The sequence below is a fragment of the Amycolatopsis heterodermiae genome (assembly GCF_034929455.1).
In the GTDB taxonomy this organism is placed as follows: Bacteria; Actinomycetota; Actinomycetes; order Mycobacteriales; family Pseudonocardiaceae; genus Amycolatopsis; species Amycolatopsis heterodermiae.
In genome coordinates, this window is sequence record NZ_JAYFSI010000001.1 from 1 (window position 1) to 23,758 (window position 23,758).

The following is a 23,758-nucleotide window of genomic DNA, read 5'->3' on the forward strand; positions in this document are numbered from 1 at the left end:
CGCCGGGGCGCTCGAGCTGCCCGAGGAAGCGGTGTCGCTGCCGCTGCACGCGGTCAGCGACAGCGCGGCAACGGCGATGGCGCCAATTCCTGCGACACGAAGCTTGGTCACTAAAATCACTCCACTAAGCGGCTTGGTCAGTTCATCCGAACTGTTTGTTGTAAGTCATTCGGGGCTGGCTCGAAAACGGATTGGGTCCGATCGGGTGACACGGCTCACTGCGCGGTGAAGGCGATGCTGTGCCATCCTGTAGCGCCGTCGGGAACGGTTCCGGCGCGCATGTCGGTCTGGGTGTACCCGGATTTGTCGGTCGCCCGGCAGACGACCTGGTGGCCACCCGGGGCCGCGTCGAACTCGGCCCACCACATGCGCCAGGTGTCGAGGTTGACCTGCTGGGTCAGCATGGCTTCCCGCCACGGCCCGTTGTCGATGCTCACCTCGACCTTGTCGAGGCCGGTGTGCTGCGCCCAGGCGATTCCCGCGACGCGGACCTTCCCCGAAGGGACGGTTTCGAAACCCTTCGGCGTGTCGATCCGCGATTCCGTCTTGATCGGCGCTTCCTTGCTCCAGCCGCGTTTCAGCCAATACGCCTGGCGCGCGGCCCAGGTGGTCACCTCGAGATCGGTCAGCCATTTCGTCGCCGACACGTACCCGTACAAACCCGGAATCACCAGGCGGGCCGGAAAACCGTGTTCGATCGGCAGCGGTTCGCCGTTCATCCCGATGGCGAGCATGGCGCCGCGGTTGCGGTCCATCGCGGCGGCGACCGGGCTGCCCGACGTCCAGCCGTCCACGCTCGTCGAATAGAGCTGTTCGGCACCGGGGCGCACCCCGGCCTCTTCGAGCAGGTCGGCCAGGTCGACGCCGATGAAGTTCGACGTGGACACGTACGTCCCGCCGACCTCGTTGGACACGCACGTCATGGTGATGGTGCGTTCGACGAGCGGCCGGTTGCGGATGTCGCCGTAGCTGTAGGTCACCTCGCGGTCGACCATGCCGTGCAGCCGCAGGCTCCAGTCCTCGGTCCGCACCTGCGGCAGAGACAACGCCGTGTCCACGCGGTAGAAGTCGGAGTTGCGGGTGAGGAACGCCGGCGTCCCCAGCTTCGCGAAGTCCGCGTCCGCCGGGATCATCGGCGCGGTCCGGGCCGGCACGAGCTTGCCGACCGCGGCCCGGGACGACGCGGCGTCGCGGCTGCCGGCCAGCAGCTGCCCGCCGACCCCGGCGAGCCCCGCGCCGACAACCACTCCGGCCCCGGCCAGCAGCACCGTCCGCCGCGAAGAACCGCCTTCGGCCACGGTTTCGGCCGCGCCCCGCAGGGCCAGCCGGTGCAGCAGGCCGAACGTCGCGACCCCGGCGATCAGGCTCGCCAACGGCGCGAGCAGCGCGACGGTGCGGAGGTCGGGTCGCTCGTACACCGCGAAAAGGCCGACGAGGCCGAACGCGGTGATCATGACGAGGCCCGGCCACGGCTTGCGCCGCGACACGAACCCGGCGACCGCCGACACGATCACCATCACGACGGCCATGCCGGACAGCAGCACCAGCTTGTCGTACGTGCCGAACGTGCGGACGGCGAAGTCCTTGAGCTGGATCGGGGTCAGGTCGATGGCGCCGTTGCCGACCGCGAGGTACGGCGAGGCGTTGATCCCGACGAGCCCGGCGACGAGGTGTCCCGCCGCCAGGGCCGCCGCGAGCGCCAGGACACCGAGCACGACGGCCTGCCACCGGGGCAACCGGGGTTCCGGCGCCCGGCCGGGGGCCGGGGCCGCCGCGGCGGCCGTGGACGTGCTCATGGGGTGCCCAATCTTGGGGTTACGTAAGGGAGATCGTGCTGACGGGCGCCGTCGAAGGTGCGGCGGATCCGCCCGCGGGCTCGACGGTGATCCCGATGTGGTCGGTGCCCGGCGGGATCGCGGCGAGCATCGGGCGCATCTGGTGCGGCGACTCGGGCTGCATCAGCCCCGCCGACCGCGTGCCGTCGGCGCCGGTGAACCACACCTGGTAGGCGTGGCCCTGGTCGAGCGCCGGGAACCCGGAAGCGAGCAGGACGGCCTTGCCCTGGCCCCGCGACACCACGAGCGTCGCGCCGGCCAGGCCGGAGCCCTTGAGCGTCGAGGCGTCCGGCGCGGTCAGCACCGAGTTGAGCGACGCCTGTTCCTGCTGGGCGGCGTCGAGCTGCCGGTCGCTGGCGGCGGTGTGCACGCCGAACACGACGGCGACCACGGCTGCCGCGGCGGCCCCGAGCAGGGCGACACGCACCTGCCAGGTCCGCGCCCGGCCCGGTGCGACGGCCGCCGTCACCCGGGGCGGCAGCTGGCGGGTGCGGGTCACCTCGGCGAGGACACGGGCGCGCAGCTCGGCGGGCGGCTCGACCGCCTCGGCGACGGCGAGCCGGGCACCGGTCGCCCGCAGCTCCTCCACCTCCTGGCGGCACGCGGGACACTCCCCCAGGTGCCGTTCGAACTCGGCACGCTCCACATCGGACACCGCGTCGAGCGCGTAGGCGCCGGTCAGCGTGTGCAGCTCGGCAGTCATCGATCCACCCCCAAGCAGTCGCGCAGCCGGATGAGCCCGTCCCGGATCCGGGTCTTGACGGTGCCCGGTGCCACCTTCAGCACTTCGGCCACCTCGGGATAGGTGTAGCCGTTGTAGTACGCCAGCACGATGGACTCGCGCTGCAGTTCGGTGAGCGCGGACAGGCACTGCCGCACGCGCTCCTGGTCGAGGCTGGCCATGGTGGATTCGGTGACCTCGTCGAACGGCCGTTGCACGTCCATCCGGCCGACCTTGTCCTCGCGGTCGAGCACGGCCTGGTGGGAGCGCACGCGGTCCACGGCCCGGCGGTGGGCGATCATCAGCACCCACGACAGCGCGCTGCCGCGCTCCGGGGCGAACCTCGTGGCCTTGCGCCACACCTCCACCAGAACCTCCTGAGCCACCTCTTCGGCCTGCGCGTGGTTGCGCAGCACCCGCGTGGCCAGCCCCAGCACCGGACCCGCGATCAGGTCGTAGAGCGACGCGAACGCCGTCTCGTCACCCGCGCCGACCCGGCTCAGCAGTTCTTCGGCACTGGCCGCGGCCACCGGAGCCTCTTCCGTATGCAGCCGCAGCCGCCCACGCTCACCCATCCCCGGCAACCTCCACGTCACCCACCAAGCCCTCCGGCCTGTACGGGGGATTCGCCGCCGGGGGCCGCGGCGGACTGGTCTGCGGGAGGATGAGGTGGGATGTCCCACCCGGGCGGGCCAAGTCCGGGCCCGGGACCCATCCGCGGCGCCGGCGGCTCCGAATGCCTGGTGGCTCCTGCTCGGTCCGCTCTGGCGGATTTGTGAAAGTCGCTCCGGATCCTTCACGTTAGAGCGTTACTGATTGCCCTTTTTTCACGCTCACGGTGACCTTTAGCACTTCTTGGTCCCTCAATGGAGTGAAACAATTTCGCATTGAGAAGGAGTTAACCTCACCATGGGTTATCTCCAGAGCAAGATCGACAGAACCGACGAGACGTGAGGGGCCACCCCATGGCCGAGCCGCACAGCGTGACCAGCACCAGCGTCGACTTCGCCCTCCGCACCTTCGGGGCGGAGCCGAAGCCGGTGCCGGCCGAGCTCGAGTACGACACCCGTGACCCGTACGCGGTCGCCGTCGTGCTGCACGCCGGGGTCAGTGCCGTCCGCTGGCTCTTCGGGCGCGACCTGCTCGCCGACGGCCTGCTCGCCCGCTGCGGCGACGGTGACGTGCGCATCGGGCCCGCCGGCAACCCCGAGCTGGTCACCGTCGAGCTGACCTCCCCGGACGGCGCCGCCGTGCTGGAGGCGCCCGCGAAGGAGATCGCCGCCTTCCTGGACACGACGTACGAGGTCATCCCGGCCGGCAGCGAGAGCGACTGGTTCGACTTCGACACCGAACTCGAGAAGCTGTCCTACCAAGACTGAGCTGTACCTTCGCCGGGTGAGCTTCTTCCTGACGACCGTCCTGGCCGCGCTCGACGACGGCGGCGACCGCGTCCTGTTCCGCCAGGACGGCGTCACGACCTACCACCAGGCCCGGGACCGCCTGCGGCGGCTGCACGGCGGCCTGGGTGAGGTCGATGTCGTGGCCGTGGACGTCCGGAACCGGCCCGAGACGTTGCTGGTCCAGCTCGCGGCGCTCCTGCGCGGCGCGACCGTGCTGCTGGTGGCTGCGTCGGCACCCCGTCAGGACCGCCTGGCCGCGGCCGCCGCGGCGGGCGTCACCACCGTCGTCACCGACCGGCCGCACGAGTGGCCCGACGGCGACGTCCGTTGCCTCGACGACGTCGACGGCGAACCCCGGGAGCTGCAACCGCCCGACGCCGTCCGTGTCCTCTTCCCCACCGGCGGCACCACCGGCACCCCCAAGCTCATCCGCCACAGCGGCATCTACGACGGCATGGCCTACATCTTCGCGCCGTCGCCGGACGGCCCCGGCCGCACGCTGCTCGTCGCGCCGATGACGCACATGACCGGCAACGCCACCGTGCTCGGCGCCCTCCTGCGGCGCGACACGGTGGTGCTCCAGGACGGCTTCGACGCGGGCGCCGTCCTTGAAGCGATTCAAGAGCACCGGATCGACACGCTCTCCCTGACTCCGCCCCGGCTGGCCGCGGTGCTCGACCACCCGGCGTTGAAGAGCACCGACGTCAGCAGCGTCCGGTCCCTCTCGCTGGGCGCCGCGCCGCTGCCGCCGCACCGGCTCGCGCAGGCGCTCGACGTCTTCGGCCCGGTCGTCGGCCAGGGTTACGGCCTCACCGAGGCGCCGATGATCGCCAGCATCTCCGCCGCCGAACTGGTCGGCCATCCGGAACGGCTCGGCTCGGTCGGCCGGATCGTGCCCGGCATGGAAGCACGGCTCACCGGAGACGGCGAGGTCGAGGTGCGCGGACTGTCCATGATGGACGGTTACCTCGGCGGCCCGGAGGTCGGCGCCGGCTGGCTGCGCACGGGCGACCTCGGCCGTTTCGACGACGAGGGGTACCTCTACCTGCTCGACCGCGTCGACGACGTCGTCGTGGTCGGCGAGCACGGCACCAAGGTGCCCTCGACCGTCGTCGAACACGCCCTCGCGACGCACCCGGCGGTCCGCGCGGCGGCCGTCTTCGGCAGGCACACCGTGGACGGCCAGGTGCTGCATGCCGTCGTCGTCGCGTCCGGAAAGCTCACCGTCGAGGAAGTGCGAGCCCACGCGAGAAGCGCGTTCGGCCAGGAGCACTACGTCCCGGCGAGCGTGTCCTTCACCGACGCACTGCCGCTCACCGAGGTCGGCAAGGTCGACAAGCGCGCCCTCGCTCAGCTCGTGACGGCGCCGTAGGACGACGACCGGACCAGCTTGGCGTACTTGCCCAGCACGCCTTCCGGGAACTTGTTCGGCAGCGGCTCCCAGCCTTCCCGGCGCCGCGCCAGCTCGGCGGCGTCGACCAGCAGGTCGATGCTGCGGGCCTTGATGTCGACGGCGATCCGGTCGCCGGTGCGGACGAACGCGATCGGGCCGCCGTCCACCGCTTCGGGCGCGACGTGGCCGATGCACAGGCCGGTGGTGCCGCCGGAGAACCGGCCGTCGGTCAGCAGCAGGACGTCCTTGCCGAGCCCGGCGCCCTTGATCGCCGCGGTGATCGCGAGCATCTCGCGCATCCCCGGCCCGCCCTTGGGGCCTTCGTAGCGGATGACCACGACGTCGCCCGCCTCGATGTGGCCCTCGTTCAGCGCGGCCATCGCCTCCTGCTCGCGCTCGAACACCCGCGCCGGGCCTTCGAAGTTGGACGTGTCGAAGCCCGCGGACTTCACGACGGCGCCTTCGGGCGCGAGCGAGCCGCGCAGGATGGTGATGCCGCCGGTCGGGTGCAGCGGGTTGTCCAGCTTGCGCAGGACCTCGCCGTCGATCGGCTCCGGGTCCAGCTCGGCCAGGTTCTCGGCGACGGTCTTGCCGGTGACGGTGAGCGCGTCGCCGTGGATCAGGCCTTCGTCGAGCAGCGCCTTCATCAGCACCGGGATGCCGCCGTGGCGGTCGATGTCGTTCATGACGTACTTGCCGAACGGCTTCAGGTCGCCCAGGTGCGGGACGCGGTCGCCGACGCGGTTGAAGTCGTCGAGGTCCAGCGCGACCTTCGCCTCGTGCGCGATGGCGAGCAGGTGCAGCACGGCGTTGGTCGAGCCGCCGAGCGCCATGACGACGGTGATGGCGTTCTCGAACGCCTCACGCGTCAGGATGTCGCGGGCGGTGATGCCCTTTTCGAGCAGCCCGACCACGGCCTCGCCGGACAGGTGCGCGTAGTTGTCCCGGCGGCGGTCCGCGGACGGCGGCGCGGCCGACCCCGGCATGCTCATCCCCATCGCCTCGGCGGCCGACGCCATCGTGTTCGCCGTGTACATCCCGCCGCAAGCGCCTTCACCAGGGCAGATGGCGCGTTCGATGCGGTCCAGGTCGGCGTTCTTCAGCCGCCCGGCCCGGCACGCGCCGACCGCCTCGAAGGCGTCGATCAGCGTGACGTCCTTCTCGGTGCCGTCGGTCAGCTTCACCCAGCCGGGCGCGATCGAGCCGGCGTAGAGGAAGACCGACGCCAGGTCGAGGCGGGCGGCGGCCATCAGCATCCCGGGCAGCGACTTGTCGCAGCCGGCCAGCAGGATGGAGCCGTCGAGCCGTTCGGCCTGCATCACCGTCTCGACGGAGTCGGCGATGACCTCCCGCGACACGAGCGAGAAGTGCATCCCGTCGTGGCCCATGGAGATGCCGTCGGACACCGAGATCGTGCCGAACTGCAGCGGGTAGCCGCCGGCCGCGTGCACGCCCTCCTTCGAGGCCTGCGCCAGCCGGTCGAGGGACAGGTTGCACGGCGTGATCTCGTTCCACGAGCTGGCGACGCCGATGATCGGCTTGTGCCAGTCGCCGTCCCCCATCCCGACGGCCCGGAGCATGCCCCGGGCGGGTGCGGCCTCGATCCCGTCGGTCACGGTGCGGCTGCGGGGCTTCGGGTCGATGGTCATCTCAGCGGGCCTCCGATACGACGTTCGGACGCACTGCATGCTACCCGCGTCCGCGCGGTCCGCTCACCGGAACGATTCCCTTCCCGCACCTTCGCGAACCGGCGAAAACTCGGGCAGATGATCGGCACAGTGGTGTGGGGTACGGGCAACGTCGGCCGTGCGGCAATCCGGGCCGTCGCGGCCCATCCCGCGTTGGAGCTCACCGCGGTGCTGGTGCACAACCCGGACAAGGTCGGCAAGGACGCGGGCGCGCTCGCCGGCGTCGCCGACCTGGGGGTCACCGCGACCGACGACGTCGAGGCGGTGCTGGCGGCGAGCCCGCGCGCGGTCGTCTACGCCGCTTCGGGCGACGTCCGGTTCGACGACGCGCTGGCCGACATCGTGCGCGCGGTCGGCGCGGGCGCGATCGTCGTGACGCCGGCGCTCTACCCGCTCTACGACCAGCGCAACGCGCCCCCGGAACTGCGGGACCCGGTGCTGGCCGCGATCAAGGACGGCGGCGGCTCGCTGTTCGTCTCCGGCGTCGACCCCGGCTGGGGCAACGACGTGCTGCCGCTGCTGATCAGCGGGCTCGGCACGGACGTCGACGTCATCCGCTGCCAGGAGATCTTCGACTACTCGACCTACGAGCAGCCCGACTCGGTGCGGTACCTGGTCGGCATGGGCCAGCCGATGGACTACGACCCGCCGATGCTGATGACCGGCGTCCCGTCGATGGTGTGGGGCGGGCAGGTCCGGCTGATCGCGCGCGGCCTCGGCGTCGAGGTGGACGAACTGCGCGAGACGCTGCTGCGGCGTCCCCTCGAGGAAACCGTGTCCACGCGGACGATGGGTGAGTTCGAGAAGGGCACCCAAGGGGCGGTGCGGTTCGAGGTGCAGGGCATCGTCGACGGCGAGCCGCGGATCGTCATCGAGCACGTCACCCGCATCCACCCGTCGTGCGCGCCGGACTGGCCGACGCCGCCGAGCGGCGACGGCGCCCACCGCGTGATCATCGAAGGCCGGCCGCGGATCGAGGTCAGCATCGAGGCGAGCGACGAAGGCGAAAACCGGTCCGCGGGCGGCAACGCCACCGCGGTCGGCCGTCTCGTCGGCGCGATCGACTGGCTGGCCGGCGCGGCCCCCGGCCTCTACGACGCACTCGACGTCCCGCTGCGCCCGGCAGCCGGCAAGCTCGGAAGGAGGCGCTCGTGAACATCGACATCCCCGAGGGCAAGGACCCGATCGGGTACGTGTGGGGCGAGATGGTGCCCGGCATCGGGATCGCCGCCTCGCAGTTCTCGCTGGCGGTCTACTCGCACACCACGCTGGGGTTGCGGGAGTTCGAGGCCGCGCGGCTGCGGATCGCGCAGATCAACGGCTGCGTCTTCTGCCTCGACTGGCGCACCGAACGCGACGGCGTCAAGGTCGAAGAGGAGTTCGCCGACGCGGTTTCCGACTGGCGCACCACGGATCTCTTCGACGAACGGACGCGCCTGGCGGCCGAGTACGCCGAGCGGTACGCGCTCGACCACCACAGCATCGACGACGAGTTCTGGAAGCGGATGGCCGAGCACTACAGCCAGAAGGAGGTCGTCGAGCTGAGCATGAGCCTCGGTTCGTGGCTGGCTTTCGGGCGGCTCAACCACGTCCTGGGTCTCGACGTCGCCTGCGTCCTCCCGTCCCACCGGTCGTGAGGGGCTCGCGAGCCCCTCACGACCTTCGGGTCAGAAGTCCGTGGCGATGATCTTCTCGATGTTGCGCTCAGCCAGCGCCGTGATGGTGACGAACGGGTTGACGCTGGTGTTGCCGGGGATCAGGGAACCGTCGATCGCGTACAGGCCCTGGTACCCGGCGAGCCTGCCGTAGTTGTCGGTCGCCTTGTTGAGCACCGCGCCGCCGAGCGGGTGGTAGGTCAGATGGTCGCCCCAGATCTTGTAGATGCCGAAGAGGTCGGTCCGGTAGATCGTCCCCTCCTTCGCGTTGATCTTGTCGAAGATGCTCTTCGCCATGTCGATGCCCGGCTGCTTCCAGGCGGTCTGCCAGTTGAGGTCGACCTCCTGCGTCGCCGCGTTCCAGCTGAACTGCGCGCGGTTCGGGTTCTTCGTGATGGACAGGTAGAACGACGCCCACGTCTCGATCCCGGTCGGCAGCGGCGCGACCTCCGCGAACGCGCCGCCCGCCGCCCAGTTGTCGATGCCACCGCACGGGATGGACGACTGGAGGCTGCCGGTCGGGTCCCAGATCTGGTTGGCCCGCCCGACCATCACGTTCCCGTTGTCACCCCAGTTCTTGCCGACCTCGCCGTTGAGGTTCGGCAGCGCGCCGGTGGCCTTGAGCTTCACCAGCAGCTTGCTCGTGCCGACGCTGCCCGCGGCGAAGAACACCTTGGCCGCGGTCACGACCTTGGTCACCGTCACGTCGCCCGTGGTGTTCAGCTGCTCGATCGTGACGGTGTAACCGCCGCCGGACGCGGGTGTCACCTTCGCCACCCGGTGCAGCGGCGAGATCGTGACGCGGCCGGTCGCCTGGATCTGCGGCAGGTAGGTCTTCTGCAGCGACTTCTTGCCGTAGTTGTTGCCGTACAGGATTTCCCCGGCCAGCGCGGAGCGCGGCACGGTGTTGGCCTGCTCCTGCTTCATGTAGTTCCAGTCGTAGACGTCCGGGACGAAGACGAACGGGAACCCGGACCGCTGCGCCTGCTTCCGGCCGACCCGCGCGTACTGGTAGCACTCGGCGGAGTCGAACCAGGCCGGGTCGATGAGGCCGACGCCGAGAGCGGCGTTCGCGCGCGGGTAATAGGTGTTGTACATCTCGTTGGCGTCGACCGTCGGGAGGATCGCGCCGAAGTTCTCCCGCTTCGGCGTCACGGCCATGCCGCCGTTGACGAGCGAGCCGCCGCCGACCCCGCGGCCCTGGTACACGATGATGCCGCCGAACTCCTCGGCGTCGAGGATGCCGGTGTACTTCGGGATGTCCTTGTCGATCGGGAAGCCGAGGAAGTTGGACAGCGGCTGCTTCGTCCGGGTGCGCAGCCAGAACGAGCGCTGGTCGGGGGTGGTCGTGTTGGCGAAGATCTTGCCGTCGGACCCCGGCGTGTCCCAGGCCATGCCCATTTCAACCAGCTGGACGTCGACCCCGGCCTGTGCGAGCCGGAGCGCGGTGACCTGGCCGCCGTACCCGGAGCCGATCACCAGGGCCGGGACGCGGGCCCCGTCGGAGATGGGACCGGCCGCCCTGGGCGTCGCACCGGCGGCTCGACCGGCGAGGGCCGCCCCGGCCAGGATAGAACCTGTTCCTGCGATGAACAGACGACGGGAAAGCGCCCCAGAATTTGTTCTTCCCATGGCTTTGTCACTCATGAGATGTTCCTCACCGTTGAGGGATTTAGAACACGTTATAGCTCACAGGTACAGACAAGTCGACATATACCCACGAGTAACCTCCGGGCACGACGCAGTATTGGCGCGAATGGGCCATGATGGACGACTGTGGAGTCGACCCGAGTGGACCGCTGGCTGTGGGCGGTCCGGCTGACGAAGACCCGACCGGACGCCGCGGCCGCGTGCCGGGGCGGGCACGTGCGCGTCAACGACAAACCCGCGAAGCCCGCGACGACCGTGGTACCGGGCGACGAGGTGCGCTTCCGGATCGGCGGAACGACCAGAATCCTCGACGTGGTACGGGTGATCCAGAAACGCGTCGGCGCGCCGGACGCCGCGACGTGCTTCGTCGACCGCACGCCGAAGCCGCCCCCGGAGTCGGCGATCCCGGTCGCCCGGCGCGATCGCGGCGCGGGCCGACCGACCAAAAGGGAGCGCCGCGTGCTGGACGCGTTCCGCTCGCAGGATTCCTGACGCGCCGCTTTCACGGGAAAGCGCCGCGCGCATCGCCTGCCGCTCAAAAGCCGTGAAGGCCACATTGAGGGACTCTGAGTCCCTCGATGTGGCCTTCACGGACTCGGGGTCAGGAACTCCAGGCGGTTGCCGAGGCAGTCGGTGGTGTAGAACCGGCGGTGGCCCGGAAAGCCGTCGTCCCATTCAACGGCATTGCCGTGTGCTTCGAGCCGGGCGGCCAGCGCGTCGAGGTCGTCCATCAGACAGAGCTGCCGTGGGCCTTGCGGGCGGGCCGGAAGTCCGCCTCGACGCCGAGGTGGAGCTCCAGCCCGCCGGCCCGCACCCACAATCCGCCGCGGGCGGCCAGCTCGGGCGGTTTCGGAACCTCGGTCAACCCGAGCACGCCGACGTAGAACTCGCGGCAGCGGTCCTCGCTGCCCGGCTCGATCGCCAGCTGGACGTGGTGCAGGCCGAAGGTCATGCCCTCAGCGTGCCACCAGCGCGCGCAGTTCCTTCACGACGTCGGCGGGTGCCTCCTCGGCCATGAAGTGCCCGGACGACACCGTGCGGTGGCGCAGGTCGGCCGCCCACGGGCGCCAGAGCGCCGTCGCGTCGTAACCGAGGGCGGCGCCCCAGTCCTGCTGCAGCACGGTGACCGGCATGCCGAGCCGGTCGCCGGCCGCCCGCGACGCCGTGTCGTGCTCGACGTCGATCGTCGCGCTCGCCCGGTAGTCGGCCACGATCGACGGCACGGCCTCGCGGGAAGCCCGCAGGTATTCGGCGCGGACCTCGGGCGGGATCGCGTCCGGCGCCAGCGTCCAGGCGTCGAGGAAGTGCCCGAAGAACGCGTCGGGCGCGCCGGCGATGAGCGTCTCGGGCAGGCCCGGCGGCTGGGCCATCAGGTAGAGGTGGAACGCGACGGCCGCGCTGACGCCGTGCAGGACGTCCCACATGTCCAGCGTCGGCAGCACGTCGAGGATCGCCAGGTGGGAGACGGCGTCCGGGTGGTCGAGGCCGGCGCGGAGGGCGACCAGCGCGCCGCGGTCATGCCCGGCGAGGGCGAACCGCTCGTGCCCGAAGGCGCGGGCGAGGGTGACGACGTCGGCGGCCATCGTGCGCTTCGAGTACGTCTCACCGGTGTCCGCGGGCTTGTCGCTGTCGCCGTAACCACGCAGGTCGGGAACGAGGACGGTGTGGTCGGCGGCGAGGTCGGCGGCCACGTGCCGCCACATCAGGTGCGTCTGCGGGAAGCCGTGCAGCAGCACGATCGGGGCACCGGAGCCGCCGACGGCGACGTTCAGGGCCGTGTCGTCACCGACCGTGACACGCTGGTAGTCGAATCCGGGGATCGGCATGGAGGTCCTTTCGCGGGTGGTTGGTCTCTTGAGCCTGCGTCAGGCCGATCAGCGTCCGGTCAGCGCCGGGTGAGCGCGTTACAGTGCGTGCATGGTCTGGTTCGGCGTGCTCGGTCCGCTCGTGGCCGAGGACGAGCGGGGTCCCCTGGCGCTCAAGGGCCCGCGGCACCGGGCGGTCCTGGCGCGGCTGCTGATCGCGCGCGGCCGGGTCGTCCCGGTGGACGTCCTGGTCGGCGACCTGTGGCCGGACCCGCCCGACGGCGCGGTCGGCGCGCTCCAGACGTTCGTCGCCGCGCTGCGCCGCGCGCTGGAACCCGCCCGGCCGCCGCGGACCCCGGCCACGGTGCTGGTCACGTCGGGACCGGGGTACGCGCTGCGCGCGGAGTCCGTCGACGCCTGGGCTTTCGAGGCCGCGGTGACCGCGCCCGGCGCCACACTGTCCCAAGTGGACGAAGCGCTGGGGCGGTGGCGCGGCCCCGCGTACGCGGAGTTCGCGGAAGAGCCCTGGGCACGCGGCGAGATCAACCGCCTGGAGGAGCTACGGCTGCTGGCGGTTGAGCGGCGGGCGTCGGCCCTGCTGGAGCTGGGCCGCGCAGCCGAAGCCGTCCCGGACCTGGAAGCGCACGTCCAGACTTGGCCGTTGCGAGAGGAAGGCTGGCGGCTGCTCGCACTGGCCCTCTACCGAGCCGGACGACAGGGCGACGCGTTGGGCGCCCTGCGCCGCGCTCGGCGACTGCTGGCCACCGAACTGGGCGTCGACCCGGGCCCCGGCCTACGGCAGGCGGAGGCCGACGTCCTGGCGCAGGTCCCGATCGCTTTGCCGGTTTTGGCACCGCACCTGGTGGGCCGCGCGGACGAACTGGCGCTTTTGTCAGCGGAGGCATCCACGGCACGCGCCGGCCGACTACGGCTGGCCCTGATCTCGGGCGAAGCAGGCGCGGGTAAGACAGCACTGGCGGAGGCTTTCGCGGCCCAGCTGGCCACCCAGGGCTGGAGAACAGCCTGGGGCGCCAGCCCGGACGACGAGGGCCTACCGCCGGTATGGCCGTGGACCCGAATCCTGGAAGGCCTGGCCGGGCGACCGACGACCAGCGACCCGCCCCCGAGCGGCGGGTCGACCGCGGGCACCGGGCCGACCCCAGCCGATCCGGCCGTAAGAGGCGGGTCGACCGCGCCTCAACTGGCTTCGGGTGGCGAGTCGACCCCAACCCAGCCGGTTTCATCGAGTCGCGCGCCCTCGCTCGATCCCGAGCCAGGGGCCGATCCCGTTGCGGCGCGGTTCCGGCGGCACCAGGCCGTCGCCGCCCACCTCACCACCCTTGGCCGTGCCGCACCGCTGCTGCTCGTGTTCGACGACCTCCAGTGGGCCGGCGCGGAAACCCTCACCCTGCTGGCTTCCGTCGTGGCCGACCCGTCCGTGCGGCACGTGCTCGTCGTCGGGACGCATCGGAGCACCGATCTGCCCGCCACGCTGGCGGAGTTCCTCGGCCGCGTCGCCCGCGCCGAGCCCGCGCGCGTCTACCTGGGCGGGCTGCCCGCGGACGACGTGCGCGACCTCGTGCGCGCGACGCTCGGCCGCGACGTCCCCGGCCCGGCCGCGGCGGCGATCCACCGGCGCAGCGGCGGCAACCCGTTCTTCGTACGGGAGCTCGCCCGGCTCTTCGACACCGACGCGTCGGCGGACGTGCCGCCCGGCGTTCGCGACGTCGTCCGCCACCGGACGTCCCGGCTGCCCGCCACCGCGCAGGAGGTGCTGCGCCGCGCGTCGGTGCTCGGCCGGGACGTCGACCTCGGCCTGCTCGCCTCGGTCGCCGACGCCGACGTTCTCGACGACGTCGAAGCGGCGGTCCGGGCCGGGTTCCTGGTCGAGCCCGGGCCGGGGCGGGTGCGGTTCGCGCACGACCTGGTGCGAGACACGCTGTACCACGACCTTTCGCGCACGCGCCGGGCTCGCTGGCACGCCGACGCCGGCGAAGCGCTGGAGCGGCTGCGGCCCGACGACGTCGACGCGCTGGCCCACCACTTCCTGCTCGCCGAAAGCCCGTCCGCCGTGCGCTACGCGCGTCAGGCGGCAGAACGCGCCGAGCGCCGGGTGGCGCCGCACGAGGCGGCGCGGCTGTGGCGGGCCGCGCTGAACCGCGCCGGCGACGACGTCCGCGAGCGGCTGGACCTGATCATGGGTCTGGTACGGGCGCTGGCCGTCACCGGTGACCTGGCGCAGGCGCGGGAGCACCGCGCGGAGGCCGTGACGCTGGCGGAGACGCTCGGCGACCCGCTGCTGACCGCGTCGGTGCTGGGCGCCTTCGACGTCCCGGCGATCTGGACGGCCAACGACGACCCGGAGCTGGCCGCACGGATCGTCACGGTCGCCGAAAAGACCCTGGTCGCACTGCCGCCGGAGCGGCGCGCCGAGCGCGCGCGGCTGCTCGCGACGCTCGCGCTGGAGCTGCGCAACACCGGCGGTGACCGCGGCCGGGAGGCGGCTCGGGAAGCCGAGGCCCTGGCGCGGGAGCTGGGTGATCCGGCGCTGCTGGCGTTCGCGCTCAACGCACGTTTCATGCAGGCGTTCGACCGGGCCGGCCTCGCTCCTGAGCGGGCGCGGATCGGGCGTGAACTGGTCGACGTCGCCGCGTCACACGGCTTGGTGACGTTCGAGGTGCTGGGGCACCTGGTGCTGGTCCAGGCGTATTCGGCGCTCGCCGACCTTCCCGCGGCGGACACCCACGCCGCCGCGGCCGACCGGCTGGCGGAGGTGCACGACCTGCCGCTGGTCGGCGTGTTCACGCAGTGGTACGGCGCGCTGCGGGCGAGCATCACCGGCGACCCGGCGGCGGAGGCCCGGTTCCGCGCGGCGGCGGCCCGCCTCCCGGGGACGGGCATGACCGGCCTGGAGGACGGCCTCCTCGACTTCGCCCTGCTGTGCCACCGCGGCGAGTCCACAGTGGACTACCACCTCGGCGAGGCCCCTCACGACCTGCTGTACGAGGCCCGCCTGTGCCTCCAGGCCCTCTCAGCCATCGCCGCCGGCGACGTCCCCACCATGCAGACGCTCTACGACGCCCTCCTCCCGGCGGAGGCCGAGCTGGCGGGCGCGGGCAGCGGCCTGCTGACCCTCCGCCCGGTGGCGTTCTACCTGGGCGAACTGGCCACCGCCCTCGGCCTCCCCGCCACGGCCCACTACCGCAAGGCCCTGGAACTCGCCCGCCGCTGCAACGCCCCCCACTGGATCAAGTCCCTCACCTAACCGCCTCGCCAGGTACGCGAGTCGTCCATCCCGGTACGCGTGTCGTCCACCCAGGCACGCATGTCGTCCAGCCAGGTACGCGTGTCGTCCACCCAGGCACGCGAGTCGTCCACCCAGGCACGCGAGTCGTCCACCCAGGCACGCGAGTCGTCCCTCTAATCACGAGTGATGCCCCTCCAATCACGCGAGATGCCTCCCCAATCACGCGAGATGCGCGGCCGATCACGCAAGCCCGGCGTACCGGAGCGGCGAACTCGCGTACCCGGACGGCCGACTCGCGCACCCGAAGGGACGACACGCGTACCCAGACGGACGACACTCGTGATCGGGGGGTCGACTCGTGATTGGGCGCCAACTCGCGTGACTGGGACGCCAACTCGCGTGATTGGGACGCCAACTCACGTGATTGGGGGGTCGACACGGCTGTACACGAAAACTCGCGCCGCGGGCCGGGTGACGCGCCTACCCTGGTCAGGGTGAGCGACAGCGAGAACTTCGAGGGGCGCGACGTCGGGTCCGGGATCTCCGTCATCCGCGAGAGCAGCGACGTCGTCGGGTCCGGGCCGCGGCTGCACCGGCACCCGTACGTCGAGACGTTCGTCATCATCCGGGGGCGGGCCCGGTTCACCATCGGTGACGAGGAGCGCGACGGCGGGGCCGGGGACGTGCTCGTCGTCCCGGCCGGCACGCCGCACAAGTTCGCCGTGCTCGGGCCGGGGGTCTACGAGGCCGTGCACATCCACGAGAACGACCACTTCGTCACCGAATGGCTGGAGTGACGCTCAGACCTCGCCGTCGCCGATCATGCCGCGCAGCTTGGTGAGCGCGCGGTACTGCGTGATGCGGACGTTGCCCGCGGAGATGCCCAGCGCTTCCGCTGTCTCGTTCGCCGAGAGGCCGACGACGACCCGCAGCGACAGGATCGCCTGGTGCAGCGGCGGCAGTGCCGCCATCAGCCGGCCCAGCCGCGCGCCGAGGTCCATCTCCAGCACGTGGTTCTCCGGCTCGTTGCCGCCCAGCGGCCGGTCCGGCAGCTCCGACACGGGCTTCGAGCGGTCGCGCGCCACCGAGCGGAACGCGTCGGCGACCTTGTTCGCCGCGATCGCCCGCACGAGGTACAGGAACGAGCCGCCGCGGTCCTGGTAGCCCGGCAGCACCTTGAGCACCGCGAGCAGGACCTCCTGCGCGACGTCGTCGGCCGAGAGGTACGACAGGTCACGGCCGCCGATCCGCGCACGGCAGTAGCGGGCGACCGTCGGCCTGATCAGCCGCAGCAGCGCCTGGATCGCCTCCGGGTCACCGGTCCGCGCCGCCGCGACCACCGGGTCGAGGTCCTCCTTGGTCAGCTTCCCCTCCGGCCGGGGCAGCTCCCTCAGCACGGTGTACCCGTCGACTTCTTCCGCCGGGACCGTCTCCGACGCCATGGTTTCCATGGGTTCCCTCCTCGTTCCGCCACCGCCCCGCCGACGGCGGAAAAGCGTTCTGCGCAGGAACCCGATTTCTGTTCCGGCAATCGGATATCGAGGCGTTGACCAGCAACGTTGCACGGCCGGGCTTCTTGTCCAGATATTGTCCGTTAACCAGAAACGGCCCACTAAAGTTACTCGCCGGTCACCACCGGCGCGCGCACTGGTCAGATTCTTGACAGTTCACGCCGTATCGCGGGAACCGGTAGCGAAATCGCGCCCCGCGACGATGCTCCGCCCGTGAATGTCCCCTACTTCCAGGACCTGAACCGATGATCACCCATTGAACGCCACCGGAGAGTGTGCCCGATGACGGATCCCGATCCCGGCCTGCCCGCAACCCGAACGGCGGATCGGTTCGACGTGTTCCTCTGTTCCCCACGGGCCGCCCCGGACGACGAGGCGGCCGAACGGATCGAAGAAGCCCTGCTGGCCGCCGGGCTGCGCGTTTTCCGGCCCGGTCTAATCGACGATTTCGACAAGATCACCGGTGAAATCGCCGACGCGATCGCCGGTTCCCGCGTGCTTCTCGCCTGCTATTCCCGCCTTCTGCCGACCCGATACGCCTGCCAATGGGAACTGACGGCGGCGTTCGCGGCCGCCCGGCGCCACGGCGACCCGGCGGACCGGGTGCTGGTGCTCAATCCCGAATCCGGTACCGCGCACGTCGCCCCGGCCGAACTGGCGGCCACGCGGTTCTTCACCGGCCCGGTGACCGCGGCGAACCTGCCCGACCTGGTCGCGAAGGTGCGCCGGAAAGTGGCCGCGACGGACGGCCCGCTCGGGGCACCCACCGGACGCCCGGTTCCGGGCCGGCCGGTCGGCCGCTACCCGGCGCTCTGGTCCGTCCACAGCGCCCTCTTCCCCGGCAGCACCACCGGCGCACGGCCGATGGTCGTCGTGCACGGGCTGCCCGGCGTCGGCAAGACGGTGCTGGCCGAGCGGTACGCCGCCCTGTTCGACGACGCCTTCCCCGGCGGCGTCATCCGGACCGGCCCGTTCGGCCACCACGACCCGGACGACTTCCTCGCGCAGTTCCACCTCGGGCTCGCGCGCGCGGTCGCGGACCAGCTCGGCACGGACGTGTCCGGCCTGGACCTCGACCGCCTGCGCGCCCTGCTCGCCGACCGGATCGCCGCGGCCCGCGAGAAGGTGCTGGTGCTCGTCGACGACGTCCCCGCCGGGCTGCCACCCGCGGTCCTCGACCGGCTCGTGCTGCCGAGCGACCACGTCCGCACCCTGGTCACCGGCCGGGCCGGCCCGTGGGCCGCGGCGACCGTGGAGCTCACCGGCCTCACGCCCGAGGAAGGCGTGCGGCTGTTCTCGGAGTTCCGCGAGCCGGTCGACGACGTCGAGCGCACGGCCGTGCTGCGGTTCGCCGACCGCTGCGACGGCCACCCGATCACCTTGCGGGCCACCGCTTTCACCGTCCGGCACCGGTCCCGCGCGGTGACCGGCGAAGTGCTGGACGCCCTGCCCGACACCGCGCCGCAGGCCGTCCGGGACCTGCTCGCCGTGCTCGGCGGCCGGGCGCGCGAGCTGGTCCGGCTGGGCACGGTGCTCGCACCCGTCCCGATCCCCCTGGCGCTCGCCACCGAGGTGCTGGGCGGGATCGAGGACGCGACCGCGGAGCTCGTCACCCGCGGTCTCGCCACCGAAAACGCGGGCGACCTGCGGTTCCAGGCCCTCACCCTCGAGGTCGCACGCACCGACCCCGCACCGGGCGACCTCCCGGCCCGCGCGGCCGAGGTCCTGCTCGGCTGGCTGGCCGACGGCCGGGGACCACGCGACTTCCTGCTGCAGCACGCCCGCGTCGTCGCCGAAAGCGCACCGGCCCACCGGGTGCGGCTGCTGCGCCCGATCGCGGCCACGTACGAGGCCCAGGGCGACCCGGCCACGGCCGGCGAGGTCCACGCCGTGCTCCTCTCGACCGGCGAAGGGACGTCGGCGGACTACACCGCCGCGGGCCGCGTCGAAATCGCCTGCGGCCTGTACGCGGAAGCAATCGGACACGCGCGGGAGGCGCTCGCGCTGGCCGACGGGGACGCGGAGCTGCACGCCGCCGGGCTGACCGCGGCGCAGGCCCTCGACTGCCAGGGCGACTACGCCGAGGCCGACCGGACGTTCTGGCGCCCCATGGGTGACCGGCTGCCCGAGGACGGCGAGGAGCGCTACCGGTTCGCCGCCGCCGCGGCCCGCGCCCACCGGCTCCGCGGCCGGCCGCGGGACGCCGTCGCGCTCCTCGAACCGGTGCTGGCGGAGGTGCGGGACGCGCCCGGCGACCTCCGCCTCGAGTACGCGCGAAGCCTGCAGCTGACCGGGCAGCCACGGCGCGCGCGGGAGGTCGCCGGCGAGGTCGTCACGGCTCATCACGCCGCGGGCCGGGACCGGCACGCCCGCTGCACCGAGGCGGAGCTGGTCCGCGCCGACGCGATGCTGGCCCTCGACCTGGCCGACCTGCGCGCCGCCCCGGCCGACTGGGAACGTTCGGCGGCCGCGCTCCGCGAGCTCGCGGAGGGCTACGCACGGCGCTACGGCACCGAAAACCCGCTCACCCTGACGGCGACCGGGATCGCCGACCGGGCGCTGCTGGCGCTCGGCCAGCCCAAACGCGCGCTGGCCGTGCTGTCGGCGACCGAGCAGGTCGTGCTGCGGGTGCTGGGCGGGGATCACCCGCTGCGGTACCGGATCCGGCACGGCATGGGCCTGGCGCACGGGCAGCTGCGCGAGTTCGGCCGCCAGGCCGAGCTGCTGGAAGGCGTTCTCGAACCGCAGATCCGCCTGCTCGGCCGGACCCACCCGGAGACCCTCGAAACCCGCCTGGACCTCGGGATCGCGCTCGCGCTGAGCGACGGCCCACGCCGTCGCGCGACCGAACTCGTCGACGGCGCCGCCCGCGACGTCGCCGACGCGCCCGGCGTCAGCACGGAACTGGCCGCCAAGGCCCAGGCGGCCAAGCAGGTCGTGCGGCTGCCTCAGCCGTTCGTGTCCGCGCTTTTCACCGTCGAGCGGGTGATCTGGCCGGGCCGCGCGGACGTCAGTTGACGTCCGCGGGCCGCCAGCGGATCCCGTAGGCGAAGCCGGGCGCCAGGTTCCGGAACCGGACGTGCACCTCACCGGAGTCGTCGGCGGTCAGCGCCGTCCCCCGCGCGGAGGTGTCGCGGGCGTCGTCCTGGAACGCCTTTTCCAGCAGCACGATGTGCTCCGGCACCCGGTCGCCGAACTTGACGTGCAGGTCGAACAGATCGCACGGGTGCCGCGGCACGCACACGTAGTGCGGTTCGCGGATGCTCGCCCGGAACCGCAACGCGATTTCGTGCTGCTCACCGCGCCGCAGCGGTTCGGGCAACCGCAACGCCAGCCCGATCCGGTCACTCGACTCCATCGCCCGGCTGGTCAGCACACCGCCGTGGAAGACGTCCACCTGCAGATCCGACTCGTGCACCGATTCGCCGGACTGGGCGGCCGCGCTCAGCGTCAGCGCCAGATCCAGCTCGGTGATTTCGTCGGCGTCCGCGACCACCCGCCGGAATTCGAACGCCTCGGCCGCCGGCTGCCCCAGCGTCAAGGCCACCCGCAGTTCTTCGGTGTGCCAACTGCGGCTCGGATAGCGCGGCCCGGGATCGGGCTCGACCACCTTGACCGCCATTGCGGCGATCTGTTCGATGCCTTCGTCGATGCGACGGCGGACCGTCCGGTCGTCGCGCTGGAGCGTGATCGCGGCCCACCGCACCCGTTCCTGGTAGAAGGGCTTCCGCGCCATCTCGTGCAGCGCGAACGCGGCGAGCAGGACGACCTTCAGGTCCTCGGGCAGCGCTTCCACGAGGGGCCGCAAACGGCCCGACAGTTTACGCTGCATCTCGGCCTGGTCGTCATCTTCCAGAATGCCACATATGGCGCGCAGCGCCGGCCCGACCCGATCGCCGAGTGGTGTGGTGAAAATTCCCCTCCCCTTACGGAGAATCTTCAGCTCGCCGACTACATCCGCCGCTCTGAGGACCACCGTTCCTCCCCTCGCCGTTCCGCGCACGGGGGTCAATACTCGTCAGCACCGCGGCCCATGTCCAGTCGATCATGGTACGGCATACGGATCGTTATCCCGCGGTTTCCTTTCCTCACGTTAGCGGAAACAGGAAACTCCTTGTCGAGCCGTTCGAGACGGCCGCATTCTTGGTGAGCCGCAGTGATTCCGCGGCAAAAACCACAAGACCACGGGCGTTCCCGTGTTGCCGAGTGCTGCCCTGGCGCGCGTTGTCGAAGGAGTCGAAATGAAGGTGTTCTGTTCGTTTTCGCTGCTCCTGCGGCTGGCTTTCTGGGTGGCGGGCTCGGCCCTCGTGGCCGGCCTGCTGCTGGGCCACCAGCAGGAGCCGGCCCCCGTGGAACGGGTCACGCCCGTGGCCGCCGCACACGGAGAGGAGGTGCGGTAACCATGCAGACCCACGCGATCGGGCTCATCCTCGCCCTGCTGACCGTCGTCTTCGGCTGAGGACGGGGCCATGCGTGACGAACACGGGCTGTGCGCACAGCGGCCGGCCGGGTCCACGGACCCGGCCGGCCACCCGCGACGGCGTTCCGGCGCCGTCATAATGCTTCTGCGACGGGGGTGGATGCGAATGGGCGAGCGAGCGACGTTCGGCGCGGAACTGCGCCGTCTCCGCCGGGCCGCCGGGCTCTCCCTCACCGGTCTCGCGGAGCGCGTCCACTACAGCAAGGGCTATCTGAGCAAAGTGGAAACCGGCCTGACCACACCGAATTCCGCGCTGGCCGCGCTGTGCGAGGCCGAGCTGGACGCGGCCGGGGCGCTCACCGCGCTACTGCCCCACGAGCCCGCACGGCGGCGCACCCGCCCCGACGTCCGGGCGTCCGGGCTGCCGGCCGCGACCGGGGACTTCACCGGCCGCGCCGAGGAACTACAGGCGGTCCGCGACGCGCTGGAAGCCGACGGCGGCGTGTGCGTGGTCTCCGGGATGGGCGGCGTCGGCAAGACGGCGCTGGCCGTCCGCTGCGCGCACCGGCTCGAGGCCGCGTTCGCCGACGGCTGCCTGTTCGTCGACCTGCGCGGGCACGGTGACGGCGCGGTGGATCCGGCGGCCCTGCACGACCGGCTGCTGCGGGTGCTCGGCGTGCCCGCCGAACGGATCCCGGCCGACCCGGACGACCGGGCGGCGGCGTACCGCTCCCGGCTGCGCGGGCGGAGCCTGCTGCTGGTGCTGGACAACGCGGCCGACGCGGCGCAGGTGCGGCCGCTGTTGCCGGCCGAACCCAAGTGCCGGGTGCTGATCACCAGCCGGTCGCGCCTCAGCGCGCTCGACGAGGCCCGGCACGTCTCCCTCGACGTCCTGCCCGCCGACGCGGCGGCGGGGTTGTTCGCCGCGCTCACCGGAGCGGACGCCGGCGACGCGGCCCGCGTCGCCGACCGCTGCGGCCGGCTCCCGCTCGCCGTCCGGATCGCCGCGGCGCGACTGCGGGCCCACCCGGCGTGGGACGTCGGCGAACTGGACCGGCGGCTGGCCGTCGAAGCCGAGCGCCTCGGAGAGCTGGACGACGGCGAACGCAGCCTGTCCGCGGCCTTCCGGCTCTCGGCCCGGCAGCTCGGCGACGCCGAGGCCCGGCTGTTCGGCCTGCTCGCGCTGCACCCCGGCGGCGACCTCGACCTCCACGCGGCGAGCGCGCTGGCCGGGCTCGCGCCGCGGGAGACCGACCGGCTGCTCGACCGCCTGCACGACGCGTACCTGGTCACCCAGCCCGCCGCCGACCGGTACGGCTTCCACGACCTCCTCCGCGCGTTCGCCGCCGAGACCGTCGAAGCCGCACTAGAACCCGAGGAACGACAGGCGGCCTTCGGGCGGTTGGCGGCGTTCGCCGTCCGGAGCGCCGAACAAGCCGACCGCGTGCTGACGCCGCAGCGCTACCGGCCGGTGGTCACCTACCCCGGCGGCCTGCCCGGGCCGGCGCCGCTCGACGGCGTCGCGTGGTTCCGCGCGGAGTGGCCGAACCTGGTCGCGCTGTGCCGCCGGGCCGGCGAACTCGGCGAGCACGAGCGCTGCTGGCAGCTGGCGTTCTTCCTGCGCGGCTACTTCTTCCTCGCGAAGCTGTGGGACGAGTGGATCACGACGCACCGCTGGGCCCGCGCCGCGGCCGAAAAGGCGGGCGACCGCTGGGCGGTGGCGACCACGACGGCCAACCTCGGCATCGCCCTGGTCGACCGAGGTGACATCGACGGCGCGTCCGAGTGTTATCGAGAGGCGCTACGGGAGTACCGCGCGATCGGCGACCGCCACGGCGAGAACACCGCGCTCGCACACCACGCCTGGGCTGACCACTACCGCGGCGAACACGAGTCGGCCCTGCGGGATTTCCACACGGCACTGGAGTTCTACGAGCAGATCGGCAACCGCCGGAGCGCCGCCATCACCAGACGCGGCATCGCCCTGGTGCGCGTCGCCCTGGGCGAGGCCGCGGAGGCGGCAGAGCTTGCGGCGGCCACCCTGGCCGTGTTCGACGAACTCGGCTTGGAGCACGACGCGGTGCTGGCGCTCAACTGCCTGGGCTGGGCGCGGTTCCACACGGGCGAGCTGGACTTGGCTTCGGCGGCTTACCGCGAGGCGGCGGCCCGGGCGGAGGCGTGCGAGAGCGACCACGAGGCGGCGCGGGCGTACACGGGGTTGGGCAACGTGGCGGCGGCCCGCGGGGCGGCTGCAGAAGCGGCGGGGTACTGGGCCCGGGCGGATGAGACGGATCCGGGTCTGGACCCGGTGGTGGTCGGCGAGACCCGGGTTCGGCCGGAGAACAGCTGATCCAGCGAGTCCAAAGCTGCGCCCGAAACCAACTCACAGCTTCGCCGAGGCAAACGCGGCCGGGGTGCTCCGGACCCGGTGAG

General features: G+C 71.9%; 20 protein-coding genes. 10 read left to right on the forward strand and 10 right to left on the reverse strand.

Going from position 1 to position 23,758, the window contains the following annotated elements; all coding sequences use genetic code 11:
- Positions 1-215 precede the first annotated feature (215 nt).
- From VA596_RS00005 to sigK, 3 genes are read right to left on the reverse strand one after another with little or no spacing between them, the layout of a single operon-like run.
- Positions 216-1,796 (reverse strand): molybdopterin-dependent oxidoreductase, encoded by a 1,581-nt coding sequence (locus VA596_RS00005; RefSeq protein ID WP_323322249.1) that lies wholly within the window; start codon positions 1,794-1,796, stop codon positions 216-218.
- Between the two features lie 19 nt (positions 1,797-1,815).
- Complete coding sequence (locus VA596_RS00010) at positions 1,816-2,538, reverse strand: anti-sigma factor (protein WP_323322251.1); 723 nt, start codon at positions 2,536-2,538, stop codon at positions 1,816-1,818.
- Entirely contained in the window at positions 2,535-3,131 is a 597-nt protein-coding gene (gene sigK, locus VA596_RS00015) for an ECF RNA polymerase sigma factor SigK (RefSeq protein WP_323322253.1), read from the reverse strand. Before sigK ends, VA596_RS00010 begins: the two co-directional genes overlap by 4 nt.
- A 390-nt stretch (positions 3,132-3,521) precedes the next feature.
- Here sigK and VA596_RS00020 point away from each other — a divergent pair, with 390 nt between their 5' ends.
- Positions 3,522-3,935, forward strand: a complete 414-nt coding sequence (locus VA596_RS00020; RefSeq protein ID WP_323322255.1) for an SsgA family sporulation/cell division regulator — start codon at positions 3,522-3,524, stop codon at positions 3,933-3,935.
- Between the two features lie 16 nt (positions 3,936-3,951).
- On the forward strand, positions 3,952-5,328 hold the full coding sequence (locus VA596_RS00025; RefSeq protein ID WP_323322257.1) for a class I adenylate-forming enzyme family protein: 1,377 nt from the start codon (positions 3,952-3,954) through the stop codon (positions 5,326-5,328).
- Here VA596_RS00025 and ilvD read toward each other — a convergent pair.
- Complete coding sequence (gene ilvD / locus VA596_RS00030) at positions 5,307-6,998, reverse strand: dihydroxy-acid dehydratase (protein ID WP_323322259.1); 1,692 nt, start codon at positions 6,996-6,998, stop codon at positions 5,307-5,309. The two genes, VA596_RS00025 and ilvD, sit on opposite strands and share 22 nt — an antisense overlap.
- Positions 6,999-7,115: 117 nt before the next feature.
- Here ilvD and VA596_RS00035 point away from each other — a divergent pair, with 117 nt between their 5' ends.
- On the forward strand, positions 7,116-8,192 hold the full coding sequence (locus tag VA596_RS00035; RefSeq protein ID WP_323322261.1) for an NAD(P)H-dependent amine dehydrogenase family protein: 1,077 nt from the start codon (positions 7,116-7,118) through the stop codon (positions 8,190-8,192).
- Positions 8,189-8,674: a carboxymuconolactone decarboxylase family protein gene (locus VA596_RS00040; protein ID WP_323322263.1), complete on the forward strand. Its 486-nt coding sequence runs from the start codon at positions 8,189-8,191 to the stop codon at positions 8,672-8,674. Before VA596_RS00035 ends, VA596_RS00040 begins: the two co-directional genes overlap by 4 nt.
- 30 nt (positions 8,675-8,704) lie before the next feature.
- On the opposite strand, the gene VA596_RS00045 is transcribed toward VA596_RS00040, so the two are convergent.
- Positions 8,705-10,339, reverse strand: coding sequence for a GMC oxidoreductase (locus VA596_RS00045; protein WP_458363997.1), 1,635 nt, complete (start codon positions 10,337-10,339; stop codon positions 8,705-8,707).
- Positions 10,340-10,468: 129 nt separating this feature from the next.
- On the opposite strand from VA596_RS00045, the gene VA596_RS00050 reads away from it, so the two are divergent.
- Positions 10,469-10,834, forward strand: a complete 366-nt coding sequence (locus VA596_RS00050) for an RNA-binding S4 domain-containing protein (protein WP_323322265.1) — start codon at positions 10,469-10,471, stop codon at positions 10,832-10,834.
- A 95-nt stretch (positions 10,835-10,929) separates the two neighbouring features.
- Here the strand turns inward: VA596_RS00050 and VA596_RS00055 are convergent, their stop codons facing one another.
- From VA596_RS00055 to VA596_RS00065, 3 genes are read right to left on the reverse strand one after another with little or no spacing between them, the layout of a single operon-like run.
- Positions 10,930-11,073, reverse strand: a complete 144-nt coding sequence (locus tag VA596_RS00055; protein ID WP_323322267.1) for a VOC family protein — start codon at positions 11,071-11,073, stop codon at positions 10,930-10,932.
- Positions 11,073-11,294, reverse strand: a complete 222-nt coding sequence (locus tag VA596_RS00060) for a VOC family protein (RefSeq protein WP_323322269.1) — start codon at positions 11,292-11,294, stop codon at positions 11,073-11,075. Before VA596_RS00060 ends, VA596_RS00055 begins: the two co-directional genes overlap by 1 nt.
- A gap of 4 nt (positions 11,295-11,298) precedes the next feature.
- Complete coding sequence (locus VA596_RS00065) at positions 11,299-12,168, reverse strand: alpha/beta fold hydrolase (protein WP_323322271.1); 870 nt, start codon at positions 12,166-12,168, stop codon at positions 11,299-11,301.
- A 91-nt stretch (positions 12,169-12,259) separates the two neighbouring features.
- Here VA596_RS00065 and VA596_RS00070 point away from each other — a divergent pair, with 91 nt between their 5' ends.
- The gene (locus VA596_RS00070; protein WP_323322273.1) at positions 12,260-15,412 is read left to right on the forward strand and encodes a BTAD domain-containing putative transcriptional regulator; all 3,153 of its coding nucleotides are present in this window, start codon (positions 12,260-12,262) and stop codon (positions 15,410-15,412) included.
- 476 nt (positions 15,413-15,888) lie between these two features.
- Positions 15,889-16,191: a cupin domain-containing protein gene (locus tag VA596_RS00075; RefSeq protein ID WP_323322275.1), complete on the forward strand. Its 303-nt coding sequence runs from the start codon at positions 15,889-15,891 to the stop codon at positions 16,189-16,191.
- Between the two features lie 3 nt (positions 16,192-16,194).
- Here VA596_RS00075 and shbA read toward each other — a convergent pair whose 3' ends face one another.
- On the reverse strand, positions 16,195-16,845 hold the full coding sequence (gene shbA, locus VA596_RS00080; protein ID WP_323322277.1) for an RNA polymerase sigma factor ShbA: 651 nt from the start codon (positions 16,843-16,845) through the stop codon (positions 16,195-16,197).
- Positions 16,846-17,187: 342 nt separating this feature from the next.
- Between shbA and VA596_RS00085 the strand changes: the two genes are divergently transcribed.
- Positions 17,188-19,923 carry a tetratricopeptide repeat protein gene (locus VA596_RS00085; protein ID WP_323322279.1) on the forward strand — a complete coding sequence of 912 codons (2,736 nt, stop codon included), beginning with the start codon at positions 17,188-17,190 and terminating at the stop codon, positions 19,921-19,923.
- Here the strand turns inward: VA596_RS00085 and VA596_RS00090 are convergent.
- Positions 19,916-20,881 carry a hypothetical protein gene (locus VA596_RS00090; protein ID WP_323322281.1) on the reverse strand — a complete coding sequence of 322 codons (966 nt, stop codon included), beginning with the start codon at positions 20,879-20,881 and terminating at the stop codon, positions 19,916-19,918. The two genes, VA596_RS00085 and VA596_RS00090, sit on opposite strands and share 8 nt — an antisense overlap.
- Positions 20,882-21,146: 265 nt before the next feature.
- On the opposite strand from VA596_RS00090, the gene VA596_RS00095 reads away from it, so the two are divergent.
- Complete coding sequence (locus tag VA596_RS00095) at positions 21,147-21,305, forward strand: hypothetical protein (RefSeq protein ID WP_323322283.1); 159 nt, start codon at positions 21,147-21,149, stop codon at positions 21,303-21,305.
- 186 nt (positions 21,306-21,491) lie between these two features.
- Positions 21,492-23,675 (forward strand): ATP-binding protein, encoded by a 2,184-nt coding sequence (locus VA596_RS00100; protein ID WP_323322285.1) that lies wholly within the window; start codon positions 21,492-21,494, stop codon positions 23,673-23,675.
- Positions 23,676-23,758 lie beyond the last annotated feature (83 nt).